Genomic DNA, 15,432 nt, shown 5'->3' with positions numbered 1-15,432 from the left:
GCCGCCGGGACGTCCGGCGGACTATCCCCTTCCAACCGCAACAAGAGGAGGCGTTCGACATGAAATCAGCATTTCGCAAACTGGCGCTAGGCGCGTTGGTACTCACGTCGCTGGCGGCACTTCCCGCCATGGCGCAAAGCAACGTCGTGCTCGGCGTGGCCATTCCGGCCGCCACGCACGGCTTCACCGGCGGTATCGTGTTCTGGGCCAACCAGGCGAAGAAGGATCTGGAGAAGGCCCATCCCGGGATGAAGGTGATCGTAAAGACGGCGGCCAACGCGGCCGAGCAAGCCAACCAGCTGCAAGACCTGCTGGCGGTGAGCAAGATCAATACGCTGGTCGTCTTCCCGTTCGAATCAGCGGCGTTGACCAAGCCGGTGGCCGAGGTGCACAACAAGGGCGTGTACGTGACGGTGGTCGATCGCGGACTGACCGACACCAGCGCGCAGGACGCCTACGTCTCCGGCGACAACACCGCTTTCGGCAAGATTCCGGCCGAGTACCTGGCCAAGGCGATGAACGGCAAGGGCAACCTGGTCGCCTTGCGCGGCATCGCCACCACCCTCGACAACGAGCGTTGGGACGCATTCACGGGCGTCATGAAGAACTACCCGGACATCAAGATCCTCGACGCCAAGTATGCCAACTGGAACCGCGACGACGCCTTCAAGGTGATGCAGGACTACCTGACGCGCTTCAAGGAAATTGACGCCGTATGGGCGGCCGACGACGACATGGCGGTCGGCGTGTTGAAGGCCATCGACCAGTCGAAGCGCAAGGACATCAAGATCGTCTTCGGCGGTGCTGGCGCCAAGGGCATGATCAAGACCCTGATGGACGGCAAGGACCCGCGCATCCAGGCCAACGTCTCGTACTCGCCGAAGTTCATGTACGACGCGATCAAGCTGACTGGCGAGGCTCGCGCCAAGGGCGAGAAGCTGCCGGCCACCTACATCATCCCGTCGGTACTGATCACCCGCGAGAACGCGAAACAGTTTTACTTCCCGGATTCGCCGTTCTGACCGTTTCAACCGTTCTGGCCGGACGCGATCGGACGCCGCGTTGGCGCCGATCGCGCCGTTCCCGCACTAGCCGGCAGGACTCTTACAGGAGAGGACCATGAAATCGATCGTTCGCAAGTTGTTGGTATCCGGCGCGCTCGTCGCTTCCTCCGTCGCCTTCGCCCAGGCCGACAAGGTGGTGATGGGCGTCTCCATTCCCGCCGCCACGCACGGTTGGGCAGGCGGCGTCGTGTATTGGGCCAATCGCACCAAGGGCGAGCTGGAGAAACAGTACCCGGGCATCAAGGTGGTGGTCAAAACCGCCGGCTCGGCGGCCGAACAGGCCAACCAGATCCAGGATCTGCAGACGGTCAACAAGATCAACACGCTCGTCATCCTGCCGTTCGAGTCGGCGCCGCTGACGCAACCGGTGGCCCAGATCAAGAGCAAGGGCGTCTTCGTTACCGTGGTCGACCGCGGCCTGACCGATGCCGCTGCGCAGGACGCCTACGTCGCGGGCGACAACCCGGGGTTCGGCAAGGTGGCCGCCGAGTTCATGGCCAAGGAGCTGGGCGGAAAGGGCGACATCGTCATACTGCGCGGAATCCCGACCGTCATCGACAACCAGCGCGTCGATGCCTTCAATGAAGTCATCAAATCGCATCCGGGGATGAAAGTACTCGATGCCAAGCACGGCAACTGGAACCGCGACGATGCGTTCAAGGTCATGCAGGACTACCTCACCCGCTTCAAGAAGATCGACGCGGTATGGGCGTCCGACGACGATATGGCCGTCGGTGTGCAAAAAGCCATCGAGCAGGCCAAGCGCACCGATATCAAGCTGGTCATCGGCGGCGCCGGCGCCAAAGGCTATGTGAAGAAAGTGATGGACGGCGACCCGATCGTCAAGGCCAACGTCACGTATTCGCCGAGCATGATCGCGGATGCCATGAAGCTCACCGCCGAAGCCCGCGTCAAGGGCACCAGCATGCCGGCAACCACCATCATCCCGTCGATCCTGATCACCAAGGAAAACGCCGCCAAGTACTACTTCCCCGATTCGCCGTTCTGAAGACGGATGGCGGCAGGGCCGCCGGGACGCCGAGGCTTGCCGTTGTCCGGCGCCGCGGCGGCCCGGTGGTCCGTGGCCCAGTCAGTGGAGCATCAAGCACGTTGCATGAGGAGGACAAGCATGACCCGACCGATCACACTCTTTACTGGCCAATGGGGCGACCTGCCCCTGGCCGAACTCGCGCCACTCGCCAAGTCGATGGGCTACGACGGACTCGAACTCGCCTGCTGGGGAGACCACTTCGACATCCAGGCGGCACTCAAATCCGATGCCTATCTACGCGAGAAGCGCGCATTGCTCGAGCAGCACGGACTGCAATGTTTCGCCGTCGGCTGTCATCTCGTGGGTCAGGCGGTCTGCGACCGCATCGACGAGCGTCATCAGGGCATCCTGCCGCCACACGTGTGGGGCGACGGCGATCCGGAAGGCGTGCGTCAGCGCGCAGCCGCGGAGATGATGGACTGTGCCCGCGCGGCCGCGAAGTTCGGCGTCAAGACGGTTACCGGTTTCACCGGTTCGTCGATCTGGCATTCAAACTATGCCTTTCCTCCGACTACCCAGGATTATTGGGCCAAGGGCTACGCCGACTTCGCCGCGCGCTGGACGCCGATCCTCGACGTGTTCGACCAGGTCGACGTCAACTTTGCGCTGGAAATCCACCCCACCGAAATCGCCTTCGACATCGTTTCCATGCAGCGTGCGCTGGAGGCCGTCAAACATCACCGCCGCTTCGGCGTCAATTTCGACCCGAGCCACCTCGGCTACCAGGGCGTCGACTACGTGAAGCTCCTGCGCACCTTTGGCGAACGCATCTACAACGTGCACATGAAGGACGCATGGTGGGGCAAGGGCGACGGCTCCGTCGGTGTCTTCGGCGGCCATACGAGTTTCGGCGACGCGCGCCGTTACTGGGACTTCCGCAGTGTCGGACGCGGCCAGATCGATTTCGAAACGATCATCGTCGCGCTCAACGACATCGGCTACCACGGTCCGCTGTCGGTCGAGTGGGAAGACAGCCGCATGGACCGCGTGCACGGTGCGACGGAGAGCGCGGCGTTCTGCCGGCGGCTGGATTTCAAACCGTCCGGCGTAGCCTTCGACGCGGCATTCGAAAAATAGGGAGGAAGACCCACATGCGAAAACTGCGCTATGCCATGGTAGGAGGCGGTCAGGGAGCGTTCATCGGCGGCGTTCATCGCAAAGCCATGGCCCTTGACGGGCAAATGGAGCTGGTGGCCGGCGCGCTGTCGTCGAGCCCGGACAAGGCGCTTGCCTCTGGCCGCGAACTCGGCCTCGCCGACGACCGGAACCATGCCTGCTGGCAGGATCTGTTGGATGACGAACTGCGCCGCCCGACCGGCGAACGGATCGACTTCGTCAGCATCGTTACCCCCAACCACATGCATTACCCGGTGGCCAAGGCCTTCGTCGACGTCGGCATCAACGTCGTCTGCGACAAACCGCTGGTGCACACCTCGGCCCAGGCGCAGGACCTCATCGAGGCAGCGGCCAAGTCGGGAGTCGTCTTCGCCGTTACCTACAACTACACGGGCTATCCCCTCGTCCGCCAGGCGAGGCACATGGTGCGCAGCGGGGAGCTTGGCGAAATACGCAAGGTGATCATCGAGTACAACCAGGGCTGGCTGTCGACCCTGCTGGAAGGCTCCGGAAACAAGCAGGCCGACTGGCGCACCGACCCCGCCCGCAGCGGCATCGCCGGCTGCATCGGCGACATCGGGTCGCACGCCGAGAATCTGGCGGCGACCATCACCGGGCTGGAGATCGATGCATTGTGCGCCGATCTGACCACCTTCGTGTCGGGCCGCAAGCTCGATGACGACGGCAATCTGCTGCTGCGGTACACCAACGGCGCGCGTGGCATCCTAATCTCCTCGCAGATCGAGATCGGTTGCGAAAACGACTTGCGTATCCGCATCTTCGGAACCCAGGGCTCGTTGACCTGGCAGCAGGAAAACCCGAATCGCCTGTGGCACGCACCGCTCGACGCTCCTCCACGGCTGTTCACGCGCGGCTCACCGTGGTTGTGCGCAGAAGCCATCAAGGCGACGCGCCTTCCGGCCGGACATCCAGAGGCCTTTTTCGAAGCGTTCGCCAATATCTACGCCGGGGCCGGCGAGGCGATTCGAGCACGTCACGAGCGGCGCTCGCCGGCTCATCTTGAAGCCGATTTTCCGACGCTTCAGGACGGCGCACGCGGAGTGCGATTCATCGAGAAAACCGTCGAGTCTGCCCATTCGACGGCCAAATGGACGCCGTTCTAGCCTTTCCTCCTGCGCACGCGGGGAGGTAGCCTCCCCGCCTCGCACGGCAACGATCGCCACCGGCATATCCAGCGGCGTGTAAAATCAAGTTGACGCGGCGCATAGCGTCGGCCACTCCCTGGCAGCCGGGCGGCGAAGCCCTGTCGTTGGCTTCGTCTTTCTCCTTTGCGCCTGACGATGTTGATTCGCTCCCGGGAACCTGTCGCCGGATTCGCGCCTAACCCTCACGCACGACTTTACGGAGGATCACTATGCTGGTCAGGCTGACTTCGAGTAAATCGGGGGAAATGGTCATGCTGGCCGAACACCTACGTCCCCTGTTCGACATCATGGGAAAGACCGGAACGGCACGCGGCATCTTTACCCTTGAGCAGCTCCCCGAAGCGATCGAGAAGCTGCGGCAGGCCGCGGAGGACGACAAGACCGCAGCGCAGGAGGCGGAACGCAAGGCCCGCGAAGAAGGCGAAGATGAGGACGAAGAGGGCGAGGACGGCCGCGCGGAAGACGAAGAGAAACGTCGCGCCGGACGTAACCGGGTCCATCTCGCGCAGCGCGCGTATCCGCTGATCCATCTGATGGAGCTGACCCAGAAGGAGAAGGGCTACATCGTCTGGGAGGCGGCGAAAGATTTCTAACAGCAGTTCATCCGGATGTTCGCCCGATACGGCAGATACTCCGCCACGCCGATCCGCGGTACCAGGCGGTGGTGGGGCAATGGCGGCGATCCTTCTTGCATGCGCCTGCTCGGTTCCTCTATCTGGCCACGCGCTTGAGGTCGCGGTCGACGTCGGCCATACGCTGGCGGCGACCGGTGCGGTGAGCGCTCGCGGTGGCCGCGAGTTCGACTTCAACCGGGTGCTGGCCGAACGCGTCGCCGTGGCACTGGCCGAGCGCGGCATCACGGTGCGTCCGATCAACTTCGACGGCCGCGTGGCGAGCCTCGACGAACGTCCTCGGCAGGCGGCCGGCACCGATTTCTTTCTCTCAGTGCACCACGACTCAGTCCAGGAAAGCCTGCTCGAAACGTGGCAATGGGAAGGCAAGCCACAGACGTACAGCGACCGCTACATCGGCTTCTCCCTTTTCGTTTCGCACGACAACCCCGACCTGGCGACGAGCTTGCGCTGCGCGTCGTCGATCGGCGCGCGACTACGCCGCCTCGGCTTCGTCGGCGCCACGCATCATGCCGATTCGATACCCGGGCGGCCGCGCCCATACGCCGACGCCGCCAACTCGGTGCACTACTACGACAAGCTCATCGTGCTGTACCGAACGACTCTGCCGGCCGTACTCCTCGAGGCCGGCATCATCAAGCACAGGGCGGAGGAGATGGCGCTGCGCGATCCGGTATTGCAGACGCGCATGGCGGACGGCGTCGCCACCGGCATCGCCGCCTGCCTTTTCGTTGGCTGAACAGTCGCGAGGCGAGGCGGCAAACGCCGGGGAGCGGACGTCGTAGGCGCGGCTCAAGCGAGCGCCGACAAGCTCGACAAAGTCTCAGCGAAGGTGTTCGCTGTATCGTCTGAACCATAGGCACGCATCAAGTCCATCAACTGGCGGTAAACCTGCGCATCGCTCACCGTGCTTTGCGAGTTCGTATTGCTCGACGCTGACGAGGCGCTTTCCGAGTTCGAAGCCGACGAACCCGAAGCCGGTAAGATGTTGTTCGCCTGCGCATACGCCATCGCCTCGGCATTGCTCACCTTGCCGTCCTCGTTGGTGTCGGCGGCGTCGAAGTTCTCGACGATGCTGCTGATCAACGTCGACCGCGCCGAATCGGTGCTGCCGATCTCCTCGAGTTGGCTGTTCAACTCGTCTTCCGTGAACCCTTCGTCGTCCTCCGGTGGGGGTGGCGGGGGCATCGCCCCTTCCATGCGCGACATATTGAACTGGTTGTCGAGTGTCTCGGCGAGTTTGTTCAGACTCGTGGTCAACTCGCTCTCGGTCACCTTGCCGTCGCCATCGCTGTCGAGTTGCGAGAACAGTTCGCTTGCGGCGGTCACCTCTTTATCCGAGCTGCTCGAATCCAAACTGGACAGCGCGGTTTCAAGATCGCTGACTTCGAAATAGCCCTTTCCGCTGGTATCGAGTTTCGAATACAGGGCACTGACGCTGAAACTGCTGCCGATGCTGCTCACTGAGCTCATGATTGCCTCCTCTCAATTGGTTACGCCGGCCGGCAGGTCGCCTTGGCCAACACGCGGAACCACTCGCCTACTGGCAAGTTATCGGCCAGAAATCCCTGCCAATCAGGGCGTTTCGGGTTAAGCCGAGTAAAACTGCGTGAAGCAAAGCGGCCTAATCAGCTGGAATTTCGCATAAGAGAATCGAGGGAGTCATGGATAGCACCCATGACGATCCACCGGGCGCCGGAAGCGGCAATCCACTACCGTATTTTCTTGAACTATTTCATGGGCATACGCCGCATTTGCCGGGAGTCTCGGCAAGTTTGGCCGGCGCCGTAAATCCGCGTAAAGCGGCCGGATGCGACATACCGTCCAGCGGTATCATTTGCCGACTGCAACTCGTTTTGTGAAAGATGACGCTTACCGATCCTGCGCACGTCTTGCTCGTCGATGACGACGTCGAGCTGGTTGGCCTGCTCGACGCCTATCTGGTCAGCGATGGATTTCGGGTATCCACCGCGCATGACGGCGAGGCGGCGATCAAGGCGGTAGCGACCCAACTGCCCGATATCGCTGTCATCGACGTCATGATGCCGGGCTTCAGCGGCATCGAAGTGCTACGGCGTATACGCGCGCGCAGCAGCCTGCCAGTCCTTATGCTCACCGCACGCGGCGATGAAGAAAGCCGCGTTCTCGGCCTCGATCTCGGCGCTGACGACTACGTCCCGAAGCCTTGTACGCCGCGCGAGCTCAGCGCCCGCCTGCGCGCGATCCTGCGCCGGACGCAGGCGCCTTCCGTGGCGAGCGGCGGCGCGCGCGACGGCGTACGCCTCGGCGAACTCACGCTCTACTCGGGGCAACGGCGCATCACCTGGGACGACAAGGACCTGCCGCTGACCAATGCCGAATTCAACCTGCTCGAAATTCTGATCCAAAAGGCTGGGCACGTCGTGAGCAAGAATGTGCTTTCCGAGCAAGGGCTCGGGCGGCCGTTCGAACGTTATGATCGCAGCATCGATGTGCACCTGAGCAGCATCCGGCGCAAGATGCCGCCTCTCCCCGACGGACGTCCGCGCATCCAGGCGGTGCTGCGCAAGGGTTATCAACTGCTTACGGGGTAGCTCTGCCGACCGCCGCCGACGATGAGACGATACAGCTTGCTTTCTGGCATCCCAGGCGAGTCTCACACCCCAGTCGTCCGGCCTAGGCGTTCGCACCTCGCCGTCTCCTGTTTTCGCGGATAGCTTAAATGTCTTTTCTGCCGTTCGGCCGCTTGTTCTGGAAATTCCTGGTCTTCTTCTTCCTCGCACAGGTAACGGCTGTTCTCGGCATCGGCCTGGCCATCTGGATCTGGACGGCGGACCGCGATTTCGGACCCAGCCCCACCGAACCGCCACCCTTCGCGGCACCGCGCCCCGAGCGGCCCGGAGAGCCACCACCGGAACTGCGCCGGTTTCCTCCGCCACCGCGCGCCCGCATTCCGGTAGCCCACCTGCTGACCGGGGCCCTGGTCAGCCTCGTCTTCGCCGGCCTGCTCGCCGCCTACGTGGCGCGGCCGATTCGTCGCTTGCGCCACGCCCTGCAGATGGCGGCCAATGGCCAACTTACGCCCGGCGCGGGCGCCGCGATGGGAAACCGGCGCGACGAACTCGCCGACCTCGGCCGCGATTTCGATCGCATGGCGCAACATCTCGCCCAGTTGATGCAGAGCCAGCGGCGTTTGCTCCACGACGTGTCGCACGAACTGCGGTCGCCACTCGCGCGCCTGAACGCCATCATCGGCCTGATGCGGCAACAGCCCGGCCGACTCGACGATTGCCTGTCGCGGCTGGAACATGAGTCATCGCGCATGGACCGGTTGCTCAGTGAATTGCTGACGTTGTCGCGCCTCGAATCGCGGATGCAGGAACGCGCCAACGAAGCGGTCGACCTCGCCGAGCTGCTTGCCGACGTCGTCGAGGATGCGGTACCGGAGGCGGAACTCGCCGGTTGCCGAATCGAGCTTGCGGTAGGCCGCGACGTCATTGTCGCCGGCGACCCGGAGATGTTGCACCGCGTATTCGACAATCTGCTGCGCAACGCGCTGGCCTACGCCCACGCAGGAGGCTGGATCGGGATCACCGCGTCGTCGTCGGCAGAAGCCGTCACGATCCGCGTCGAGGACCGCGGACCGGGGGTTTCGGGCTTCGATCTCGAACGCCTCTTCGTCCCCTTTTTCCGCAGCGCGCCCACGCCGGATGCCAAGGGTTACGGCCTGGGCCTCGCCATCGCGCGCCAGGTCGTCGAGAACCATGGCGGCCGCATCGACGCGGCGAACCGCCCCGAAGGCGGCCTGTGCATGACGGTGACGTTGCCGCGCGGCAATGCCTGATGCAGGAATTGTTGGCCCCGGCCTGATGCACCGTCGTTCTCCGCTCGGTTCATGAAATGGAGAGAAGGAAGCCCTACCGAATGCGTCGACATTTGCTGCGTGACCCTCAATGACGCCACCGGTCTTTACTTGGCCAACCGTCTTCTTTTTGGCGCGCAAACAAGACAAGCGCCGGATTCAGACCTCGGCGTAGCCGTTTTCGTGGCAATCGCTGCTAATGTATATCTATATCGTTAGCTGGCGAGTTCCAATCCAAAACGTTACTCAGTCCCGGGGAGGTGTCGATATGACGGAGGAGTTGATTTCGTGGTCAGATGACCTTTCGGTTGGCATTCAAGAAGTTGATAAGCAGCACAAGCATTTGGTGGAACTGCTCAACAACCTGCATCGGGCGATTCGCGAACACCACGGGTCGAGTGTGGCGCGCGATATGCTTCGCGATTTGACGGAATACACGCGCGTCCACTTCGCTACCGAGGAAAGCCTGATGCAAGCGTCAAGCTATCCGGAGTATGACTCGCACAAGGTCAAGCACGAGGCGTTGATCCAGCAAGTTGTCGCGCTGCAGAAAAAGGTCGCTGCCGGAGAAACCGGGATTTCGTTCGAGTTGCTTCATTTTCTGAAGAACTGGCTTACGCAGCACATACAAGTCGTGGACAAACAGTTCGGCGCCTTTTTTATCAAGTCCATACGACACAGAACGTCGACACCGGATACAGCAGGCAACGTCGCGCGGGCGGAGGAAGCCAGGCACTGGTGGAAGTTCTGGCAGTAGATCCAGCGACGCAGTCATATTCGGGCGAGCGACCTCGGTGTTCCGCACCGGGGATGAGCGAGTAACCGGCGAATCGGCGGCGTCGCGCTCGCCGACCGCTGATCGAGCGGTCGGCTTCTTCAAGGCAACGGCACGAGCCCGAACGAGATAGGCTCACAAACGCCGCGATAGGGGGGCGTTCACTGAGAACGCGGGACTTGGCAGCGGAGGGGCCGGAATTAACTGCTGCTTCTTAGCGTTCCTTGCCTCTGCACGCGATCATGCCGGGCTGCTCGGGTAATGCTCGAACGACCTACAGCATTTGATTGACCAGACGGTCCGCGCGTACGCGCGCCAACCGCTTGATCAGGCGCTGCACGGGCAGCGGATAGCTCTCGACGGCATCAAGCGCCTGGTGGTTATTCAGTCGCCGGGCGTGCTCGAGGATACGGTCGAGTTCGGCGAGATGCTGACCGAGCAGCAGGTTCTCCGGATCGTGGATCACCAGACCGTTCTCGACGTCCAGCCGCCACGCGCGCGGGTTGAAGTTGTTGCCGGTGAGCAACGCGTAATCGGAGTCGACGAGCATGCCTTTGAGGTGGAAGGTATTGTCGTCGTGCTTCCACAGGTGCACGTTGAGCAAGCCGTTGTCGATCGCCTTCTGAAAAGTACGGCAGAACCGGCGCAGGTTGGCTTCGTACAGATAAGGCAGGGCACCGATTGTCTTGAACGGCTCATCCGGCGGAATGTAGAAATCGTTCGCCGTTTTGTCGCCGAGGATGATCGTCACCTGGCATCCGGCCTTGATGCGATTGCCGATGGCCTTGCGCATCGGCGTCGGCAAGTTGAAGTACGGCGTGAAGAGTACAAGGTGTTTTTCGGCGCGCGCGAGCAGCTTCAGGATCGTGGCATTCAGCTCGTTGTTGCGCATGCCAAGACCGACCAACGGCGTGATGCCAACCTCTCCGGAACCGGGTTTTCCCGGAGCAAACTGGTATCGGCTTTTCGCGAGCAGGCGGCGGAAGCGGATGATCGCGTTGCCGATGGCCGCCGTGGCCGGCGGCCGGCCGGGCCCGAACGGATGCACCGCCGGATTACCGCGTACGATTTCCGTCAGCAGACCGGCCAGGCTGTCAGCCAGCGCTCGGCTGCGGATCACATGGTACCGGTCGAGGCGGTAGCGCTCGTGCCGCTGCAAGTAGACGTCATTCAGGCTGGCGCCGCTGTAGAGCACCGTGTCGTCGACCACAAACCCCTTGAGGTGCATGACGCCGAGGAATTCGCGCCGCTGCACCGGCACGCCGTAGATATTGACACCCGGCCCGAGGCGCCTCGCCATATCGCGGTACAAGGCGGAATTGCCGGCCGATTTCGCTTTTCCGATCAGCCCGCGCTGCGCCCGATGCCAGTCGACGAAGACCGCGATTTCCAATTGCGGGCGCGCGGCCTTGGCGTCGTAGAGGGCGGAGAGGATTTCGCGCCCGCCGTCGTCGTCCTGCAAGTAAAGCGCGGCAATCAGGATGCGCCGTTGCGCGCCGGCGATTAAAGCCAGCAGGGTTTCACGGTAGTTGGTCGGCCCGCTCAACGTCGTGAAGTCTTTCGCCGGAACGGCGATGCGCGGCAAGTCGTCGAGCAGAGAGCGGTCGTGTGCCCGGCCGCGCAACCGCTGCCATGCCGAAGCAAGACTCGAAGGTTTCAGAAGGCGTCTGGTCGTTGGTTCCACAGACCGATTATACGGTAGGCCCGCAAAATGCCGAGCCGGACCGGTTTTCGCCGCCGCCACGGCCCGCCACCGTTTCCGCTCAAGCGGCGCACGGTGGGCGAGTACGCCGCAGAGTGTAGCGATCAGCCGTTGAGCCGCATCCGATGTACGGCGATCCCGAGCAATAGGCCCCAAAAAGCGCTGCCCAACCCGCCGAACGTCAACCCAGAGGCAGTGACCAGGAAGGTGATCAGCGCGGCATCCCGCTCGCCCTCATGATGCAGCGCGCCGGCGAGACTGTTGCCGATCGTGCCGAAGAGCGCAATGCCGGCGATGGCGGCGATCAACTCCTTGGGCAGGGCCGCAAACAGGCTGGCGACGGTCGCGCCGAGCAGTCCGGTCGCGATATAGAAAAGCCCGGCGCAGACGGCGGCAAGGTAACGACGTTGCGGGTCGCGATCCGCCTCCGGACTCATGCAGATGGCGGCCGTGATGGCCGCAAGGTTGAACGAAAAGCCACCGAAAGGCGCGAGAACAAGGCCCGTCAAACCCGTCCACGAAATCAACGGTGATACCGGCGTCGTGTAACCGTTGGCGCGCAGGACCGCGATTCCGGGCACGTTTTGCGAAGCCATCGTAACGACGAACAGCGGCAACCCGACGCCGATGGCGCTCGCGATGGAGAACACAGGCATCGTGAACACCGGCTGTGCGAGCGTCACCGTCACGGCGTCGAAATGGATCAGTCCGCTCACCGCCGCCCATCCGAGCCCGGCAAGGAAGGTTAGCGGTACGGTGTAACGTGACCTGAGGCGGCGACCGGCAAAGTACACGACCAGCATCAACGCCACGAGACCGAACTGCGAACCGAGCGATACAAAGACATTGAGCCCAAAGCGCAACAGCACACCGGCGAGCATCCCACCCGCGAGCGACTTCGGTACGTGCTTCATGATCGCTTCGAACCAGCCCGCAACGCCGCACAAGGTAATCAAAGCCGAGGCGACGATGAAGGCACCGATCGCCTCGCCCATCGGCACACCAACGAGCGCCGTCGTCAGAAGAGCCGCCCCGGGCGTCGACCAGGCCGTCAGCACCGGCGCGCGATAGTAGAGCGACAGCCCGATGCACGTTATTCCCATGCCCAGCCCGAGCGCCAGCAGCCACGACGTGATGTCCGCCGGACCCGCGCCCGCCGCGGTCGCCGCCTGGAAAACGATCGCCGCCGAACTCGAATAGCCGACGAGCACCGCGATCAAGCCGGCCGAAAGGTGCGAGAACCCGAAAAGTCGTCCCATGAGTGCCTCGGTATGGTGTAATTGGTCGTGCGCCATAACGCACAAAGCCAACAGCGCGAGACTAACACTTGTGCGCTATAACGCACAAGTCGAATATCACGAATCAATGAACCCGAACGAAGCAAGCACCGTGAACCCGCAAGAACGTAACGACCACCTTGCCGCTACGCTGCGTACCCTGCGCAACGAGCGCGGCTGGAGTCTCGACCGGGCGGCCCGGGAAACCGGGGTCAGCAAGGCCATGCTCGGGCAGATCGAGCGCGGCGAGTCGAGTCCGACGGTGGCCACGCTGTGGAAGATCGCCACGGGTTTCGCCACCTCGCTCTCGACCTTTCTTGAACCCGTGCCACCAGCGGCGGAGGGTGGCCATCTCTTCCGCTCCGCTGACGCTCTCCGCACCCAGCCGGGCAATGGCGGCATGCTCGTTGCGCCGCTTTTTCCCTACGAGGCGCGATTCGGTTTCGAGGTTTTCGAGCTGACCCTGCCGCCGGGGTACGAGCGCCTGTCGGAAGCGCATGAGCCAGGCGTCACCGAATCGGTGCTCGTCGTGCGCGGGACGATGGAGGTGCTCGTCGAGGAATCCTGGATTGCGCTGGGCGAGGGCGAAGCCGTGCGCTTTCCGGCCGACCGCCCGCATGGTTACCGCAACCCGTCGGCGGAGCCGGCAGTCTTCCATAACCTGATCCACTACGCCCGCACGCCGGACCCGACGCGCAGCATCTAGCAGGCTCCCAAACATCGAAGGGAACGCCACTGCTCGGGGCCAATCCAAGCAGCAGGCGGGATGGGCGCAACCCGGGCAGACCCGGCGTCTCAGTCGAACCGCCGTTTTTGATCAGGATCATAAAAGGCCCTCTGTGTAGCCACTAGAATGGACGCGGCGCAGGCGGGCGGCGCCATGCCCAGGGCCAGAGCGGAGCGAATAATCCAAGTGAAGCGAATCATCGAGTTGGCATCGCCGGTCACCGACACAAGGCAACGTCCGTTGCGTGATCTGCGCATTTCGGTCACCGACCGTTGCAATCTGCGTTGCACCTACTGCATGCCGCGCGAGGTGTTCGACCGCAACTTCGTCTTCCTGCCGCGCCCGGAACTGCTGACTTTCGAAGAAATCACCCGCGTTGCCCGGCTCTTCGTGCAGCGCGGCGTACGCAAGTTCCGCCTCAGCGGCGGCGAACCGCTGCTCCGGCATCGCGTCGAGAACCTGATCGAAATGCTCGCCGGCATCCGCACGCCCGACGGTGCTCCGGTCGAAATCGCCCTCACCACCAACGGCGTCCTCCTGGCCAAGAAAGCCAAGGTGCTCAAGGAAGCGGGGCTCACGCGCGTCACCGTTAGTCTCGACGGACTAAGCGACGAAACCTTCCGCCGCATGAGCGACTCCGCGGTCCCGGTGGCGACCGTGCTCGCCGGCATCGAAGCCGCCAGCACCTGGGGCTTCGCCCCGGTGAAAGTGAATACCGTCGTGCAGCGCGGCGTGAACGAGCACGAGATCCTGCCGCTCGTGCGTCACTTCCGGCATACGGGCGTCATCCTGCGCTTCATCGAGTTCATGGACGTCGGCACGACCAACGGCTGGCGCATGGATGACGTGGTCCCGGCGCGAGACATTATCAGCCGGGTGAATGAGCACCATCCGATCCATCCGCTCGATGCCAATTACGGCGGCGAGGTCGCCAAGCGCTGGGCGTTCGACGACGGCGCCGGCGAGATCGGCGTCATCGCCTCGGTGACGCAGGCTTTCTGCGACGACTGCAGCCGAATGCGGCTATCCACCGACGGGAAGCTCTACACCTGCCTGTTCGCTACGCAGGGCGTCGATCTGCGCGATCCGTTGCGGCACAATGCCGATGACGAGGCGATCGAGCGCTTGATCGTCGACACGTGGTCACGGCGCACCGACCGCTACTCGGCCGAACGCCACGCGGCTACGGTACGGCCGGAAAAACGCATCGAAATGTCGTACATCGGCGGCTGATGCCGCTTCGAAACGAGAATTAGCCGAGAATCAGCGAAACTCGAAACTCAACGGGGAGACGATTGAATACCACGACCAAGGCCCCCACGGCGGGCGCCGCGAACGATCTGACGCACTTTTCCGACGCCGGACGCGCCCGCATGGTGGATGTTTCCGCCAAGGCGAACACGCAACGCGTGGCGGTGGCCAGCGGCATTTTGCGCATGCGGCCGGCGACCTTAGAGCGCATCCATGCCGGCGAGATCGCCAAGGGCAATGTGCTCGCGGTTGCCGACGTGGCGGCCGTCATGGCGGCAAAGCGCACGCCGGACATGATCCCCATGTGCCACTCACTGCCGCTCACGGGCGTGGAGGTCGCGTTTGCCGACGTCGGTGCGGATGCAGCGGGCGATGTCGGTTTGGCGGTGACGACAACGGTGTGCTGCACCGGACCGACCGGCGTCGAGATGGAGGCGCTGTGTTCCGCCAGCGCGGCATTGCTCACCGTGTACGACATGTGCAAGGCGATCGATCGCGGCATGCGTATCGAATCGATCCAGCTCGAAGAGAAGCGCGGCGGCAAAAGCGGCGAGTGGCGCCGTGCCGCCCAGGCCAAGGTGCCGCCGCGATGATCACGGTGCTCTTTTTCGGCCCGGTGGCCGAACGCATGGAAACGGGGCGTATCGAGGTCGAGCATGTGGCCGGCATGCGCCTCGCCGACCTGCGCTCGACACTGGCGGCACGCCACCCGGAAGCCTTCGAAATTGTCTCGCTGGCGGCGGTGAATGGCGAGCACGTGCGCAACATGGACGTGCCGCTCGGCGACGGCAGCGAGGTCGTCTTCATGTCGAAATTCTCGGGGGGTTGAG

At 63.2% G+C, this 15,432-nt stretch carries 16 protein-coding genes; 13 read left to right on the top strand and 3 right to left on the bottom strand.

Features of this window, described 5'->3' with window-relative positions; translation table 11 throughout:
- The first annotated feature begins 59 nt into the window (after positions 1–59).
- The 6 genes from NZ453_RS12485 to NZ453_RS12460 all read left to right on the top strand — a co-directional run bounded on the left by NZ453_RS12485 (position 60) and on the right by NZ453_RS12460 (position 5,768).
- A complete protein-coding gene (locus NZ453_RS12485) occupies positions 60–1,022 on the top strand; it encodes a substrate-binding domain-containing protein (RefSeq protein ID WP_263770936.1) in 963 nt (320 codons plus the stop codon).
- Positions 1,023–1,119: 97 nt separating this feature from the next.
- Positions 1,120–2,073 carry a substrate-binding domain-containing protein gene (locus NZ453_RS12480; RefSeq protein ID WP_263770935.1) on the top strand — a complete coding sequence of 318 codons (954 nt, stop codon included), beginning with the start codon at positions 1,120–1,122 and terminating at the stop codon, positions 2,071–2,073.
- A gap of 120 nt (positions 2,074–2,193) precedes the next feature.
- Complete coding sequence (locus NZ453_RS12475) at positions 2,194–3,192, top strand: sugar phosphate isomerase/epimerase family protein (RefSeq protein WP_263770934.1); 999 nt, start codon at positions 2,194–2,196, stop codon at positions 3,190–3,192.
- Positions 3,193–3,206: 14 nt separating this feature from the next.
- A complete protein-coding gene (locus tag NZ453_RS12470) occupies positions 3,207–4,355 on the top strand; it encodes a Gfo/Idh/MocA family protein (protein ID WP_338051163.1) in 1,149 nt (382 codons plus the stop codon).
- A 251-nt stretch (positions 4,356–4,606) separates the two neighbouring features.
- Complete coding sequence (locus tag NZ453_RS12465; RefSeq protein WP_263770933.1) at positions 4,607–4,990, top strand: DUF1840 domain-containing protein; 384 nt, start codon at positions 4,607–4,609, stop codon at positions 4,988–4,990.
- A gap of 79 nt (positions 4,991–5,069) precedes the next feature.
- Complete coding sequence (locus tag NZ453_RS12460) at positions 5,070–5,768, top strand: N-acetylmuramoyl-L-alanine amidase (RefSeq protein WP_263770932.1); 699 nt, start codon at positions 5,070–5,072, stop codon at positions 5,766–5,768.
- Positions 5,769–5,821: 53 nt separating this feature from the next.
- On the opposite strand, the gene NZ453_RS12455 is transcribed toward NZ453_RS12460, so the two are convergent.
- Positions 5,822–6,502 (bottom strand): EF-hand domain-containing protein, encoded by a 681-nt coding sequence (locus NZ453_RS12455; protein WP_263770931.1) that lies wholly within the window; start codon positions 6,500–6,502, stop codon positions 5,822–5,824.
- A gap of 392 nt (positions 6,503–6,894) precedes the next feature.
- Between NZ453_RS12455 and NZ453_RS12450 the strand changes: the two genes are divergently transcribed.
- From NZ453_RS12450 to NZ453_RS12440, 3 genes are all read left to right on the top strand, one after another.
- Positions 6,895–7,602, top strand: a complete 708-nt coding sequence (locus tag NZ453_RS12450) for a response regulator transcription factor (RefSeq protein ID WP_263770930.1) — start codon at positions 6,895–6,897, stop codon at positions 7,600–7,602.
- Positions 7,603–7,730: 128 nt separating this feature from the next.
- Complete coding sequence (locus NZ453_RS12445; protein WP_263770929.1) at positions 7,731–8,852, top strand: HAMP domain-containing sensor histidine kinase; 1,122 nt, start codon at positions 7,731–7,733, stop codon at positions 8,850–8,852.
- Between the two features lie 286 nt (positions 8,853–9,138).
- Positions 9,139–9,627 (top strand): bacteriohemerythrin, encoded by a 489-nt coding sequence (locus NZ453_RS12440; protein ID WP_263770928.1) that lies wholly within the window; start codon positions 9,139–9,141, stop codon positions 9,625–9,627.
- 292 nt (positions 9,628–9,919) lie between these two features.
- Here the strand turns inward: NZ453_RS12440 and pssA are convergent, their stop codons facing one another.
- Together pssA and NZ453_RS12430 are read right to left on the bottom strand one after the other, a co-directional pair.
- Entirely contained in the window at positions 9,920–11,329 is a 1,410-nt protein-coding gene (gene pssA / locus NZ453_RS12435) for a CDP-diacylglycerol--serine O-phosphatidyltransferase (protein WP_263770927.1), read from the bottom strand.
- 122 nt (positions 11,330–11,451) lie between these two features.
- The gene (locus NZ453_RS12430) at positions 11,452–12,606 is read right to left on the bottom strand and encodes a benzoate/H(+) symporter BenE family transporter (protein WP_263770926.1); all 1,155 of its coding nucleotides are present in this window, start codon (positions 12,604–12,606) and stop codon (positions 11,452–11,454) included.
- Positions 12,607–12,712: 106 nt separating this feature from the next.
- On the opposite strand from NZ453_RS12430, the gene NZ453_RS12425 reads away from it, so the two are divergent.
- The 4 genes from NZ453_RS12425 to NZ453_RS12410 all read left to right on the top strand — a co-directional run bounded on the left by NZ453_RS12425 (position 12,713) and on the right by NZ453_RS12410 (position 15,431).
- Positions 12,713–13,330, top strand: coding sequence for a helix-turn-helix domain-containing protein (locus NZ453_RS12425; RefSeq protein ID WP_263770925.1), 618 nt, complete (start codon positions 12,713–12,715; stop codon positions 13,328–13,330).
- Positions 13,331–13,537: 207 nt separating this feature from the next.
- A complete protein-coding gene (moaA, locus tag NZ453_RS12420) occupies positions 13,538–14,584 on the top strand; it encodes a GTP 3',8-cyclase MoaA (protein ID WP_263770924.1) in 1,047 nt (348 codons plus the stop codon).
- 62 nt (positions 14,585–14,646) lie between these two features.
- A complete protein-coding gene (moaC, locus tag NZ453_RS12415) occupies positions 14,647–15,195 on the top strand; it encodes a cyclic pyranopterin monophosphate synthase MoaC (protein WP_263770923.1) in 549 nt (182 codons plus the stop codon).
- Positions 15,192–15,431, top strand: a complete 240-nt coding sequence (locus NZ453_RS12410; protein ID WP_263770922.1) for a MoaD/ThiS family protein — start codon at positions 15,192–15,194, stop codon at positions 15,429–15,431. Before moaC ends, NZ453_RS12410 begins: the two co-directional genes overlap by 4 nt.
- Position 15,432: the final 1 nt, after the last annotated feature.

The organism is Propionivibrio soli, assembly GCF_025770765.1.
Lineage (GTDB): Bacteria > Pseudomonadota > Gammaproteobacteria > Burkholderiales > Rhodocyclaceae > Propionivibrio > Propionivibrio soli.
This window is presented reverse-complemented; position numbering and strand designations above follow the sequence as displayed.

Excerpts from the sequence above, each read along its gene's own strand:
- NZ453_RS12485 (WP_263770936.1), top strand. The coding sequence starts at position 60 with ATGAAATCAGCATTTCGCAAACTGGCGCTAGGCGCGTTGGTACTCACG.
- NZ453_RS12480 (WP_263770935.1), top strand. The coding sequence starts at position 1,120 with ATGAAATCGATCGTTCGCAAGTTGTTGGTATCCGGCGCGCTCGTCGCT.
- NZ453_RS12475 (WP_263770934.1), top strand. The coding sequence starts at position 2,194 with ATGACCCGACCGATCACACTCTTTACTGGCCAATGGGGCGACCTGCCC.
- NZ453_RS12470 (WP_338051163.1), top strand. The coding sequence starts at position 3,207 with ATGCGAAAACTGCGCTATGCCATGGTAGGAGGCGGTCAGGGAGCGTTC.
- NZ453_RS12465 (WP_263770933.1), top strand. The coding sequence starts at position 4,607 with ATGCTGGTCAGGCTGACTTCGAGTAAATCGGGGGAAATGGTCATGCTG.
- NZ453_RS12460 (WP_263770932.1), top strand. The coding sequence starts at position 5,070 with ATGGCGGCGATCCTTCTTGCATGCGCCTGCTCGGTTCCTCTATCTGGC.
- NZ453_RS12455 (WP_263770931.1), bottom strand. The coding sequence starts at position 6,502 with ATGAGCTCAGTGAGCAGCATCGGCAGCAGTTTCAGCGTCAGTGCCCTG.
- NZ453_RS12450 (WP_263770930.1), top strand. The coding sequence starts at position 6,895 with ATGACGCTTACCGATCCTGCGCACGTCTTGCTCGTCGATGACGACGTC.
- NZ453_RS12445 (WP_263770929.1), top strand. The coding sequence starts at position 7,731 with ATGTCTTTTCTGCCGTTCGGCCGCTTGTTCTGGAAATTCCTGGTCTTC.
- NZ453_RS12440 (WP_263770928.1), top strand. The coding sequence starts at position 9,139 with ATGACGGAGGAGTTGATTTCGTGGTCAGATGACCTTTCGGTTGGCATT.
- NZ453_RS12430 (WP_263770926.1), bottom strand. The coding sequence starts at position 12,606 with ATGGGACGACTTTTCGGGTTCTCGCACCTTTCGGCCGGCTTGATCGCG.
- NZ453_RS12425 (WP_263770925.1), top strand. The coding sequence starts at position 12,713 with ATGAACCCGAACGAAGCAAGCACCGTGAACCCGCAAGAACGTAACGAC.
- NZ453_RS12410 (WP_263770922.1), top strand. The coding sequence starts at position 15,192 with ATGATCACGGTGCTCTTTTTCGGCCCGGTGGCCGAACGCATGGAAACG.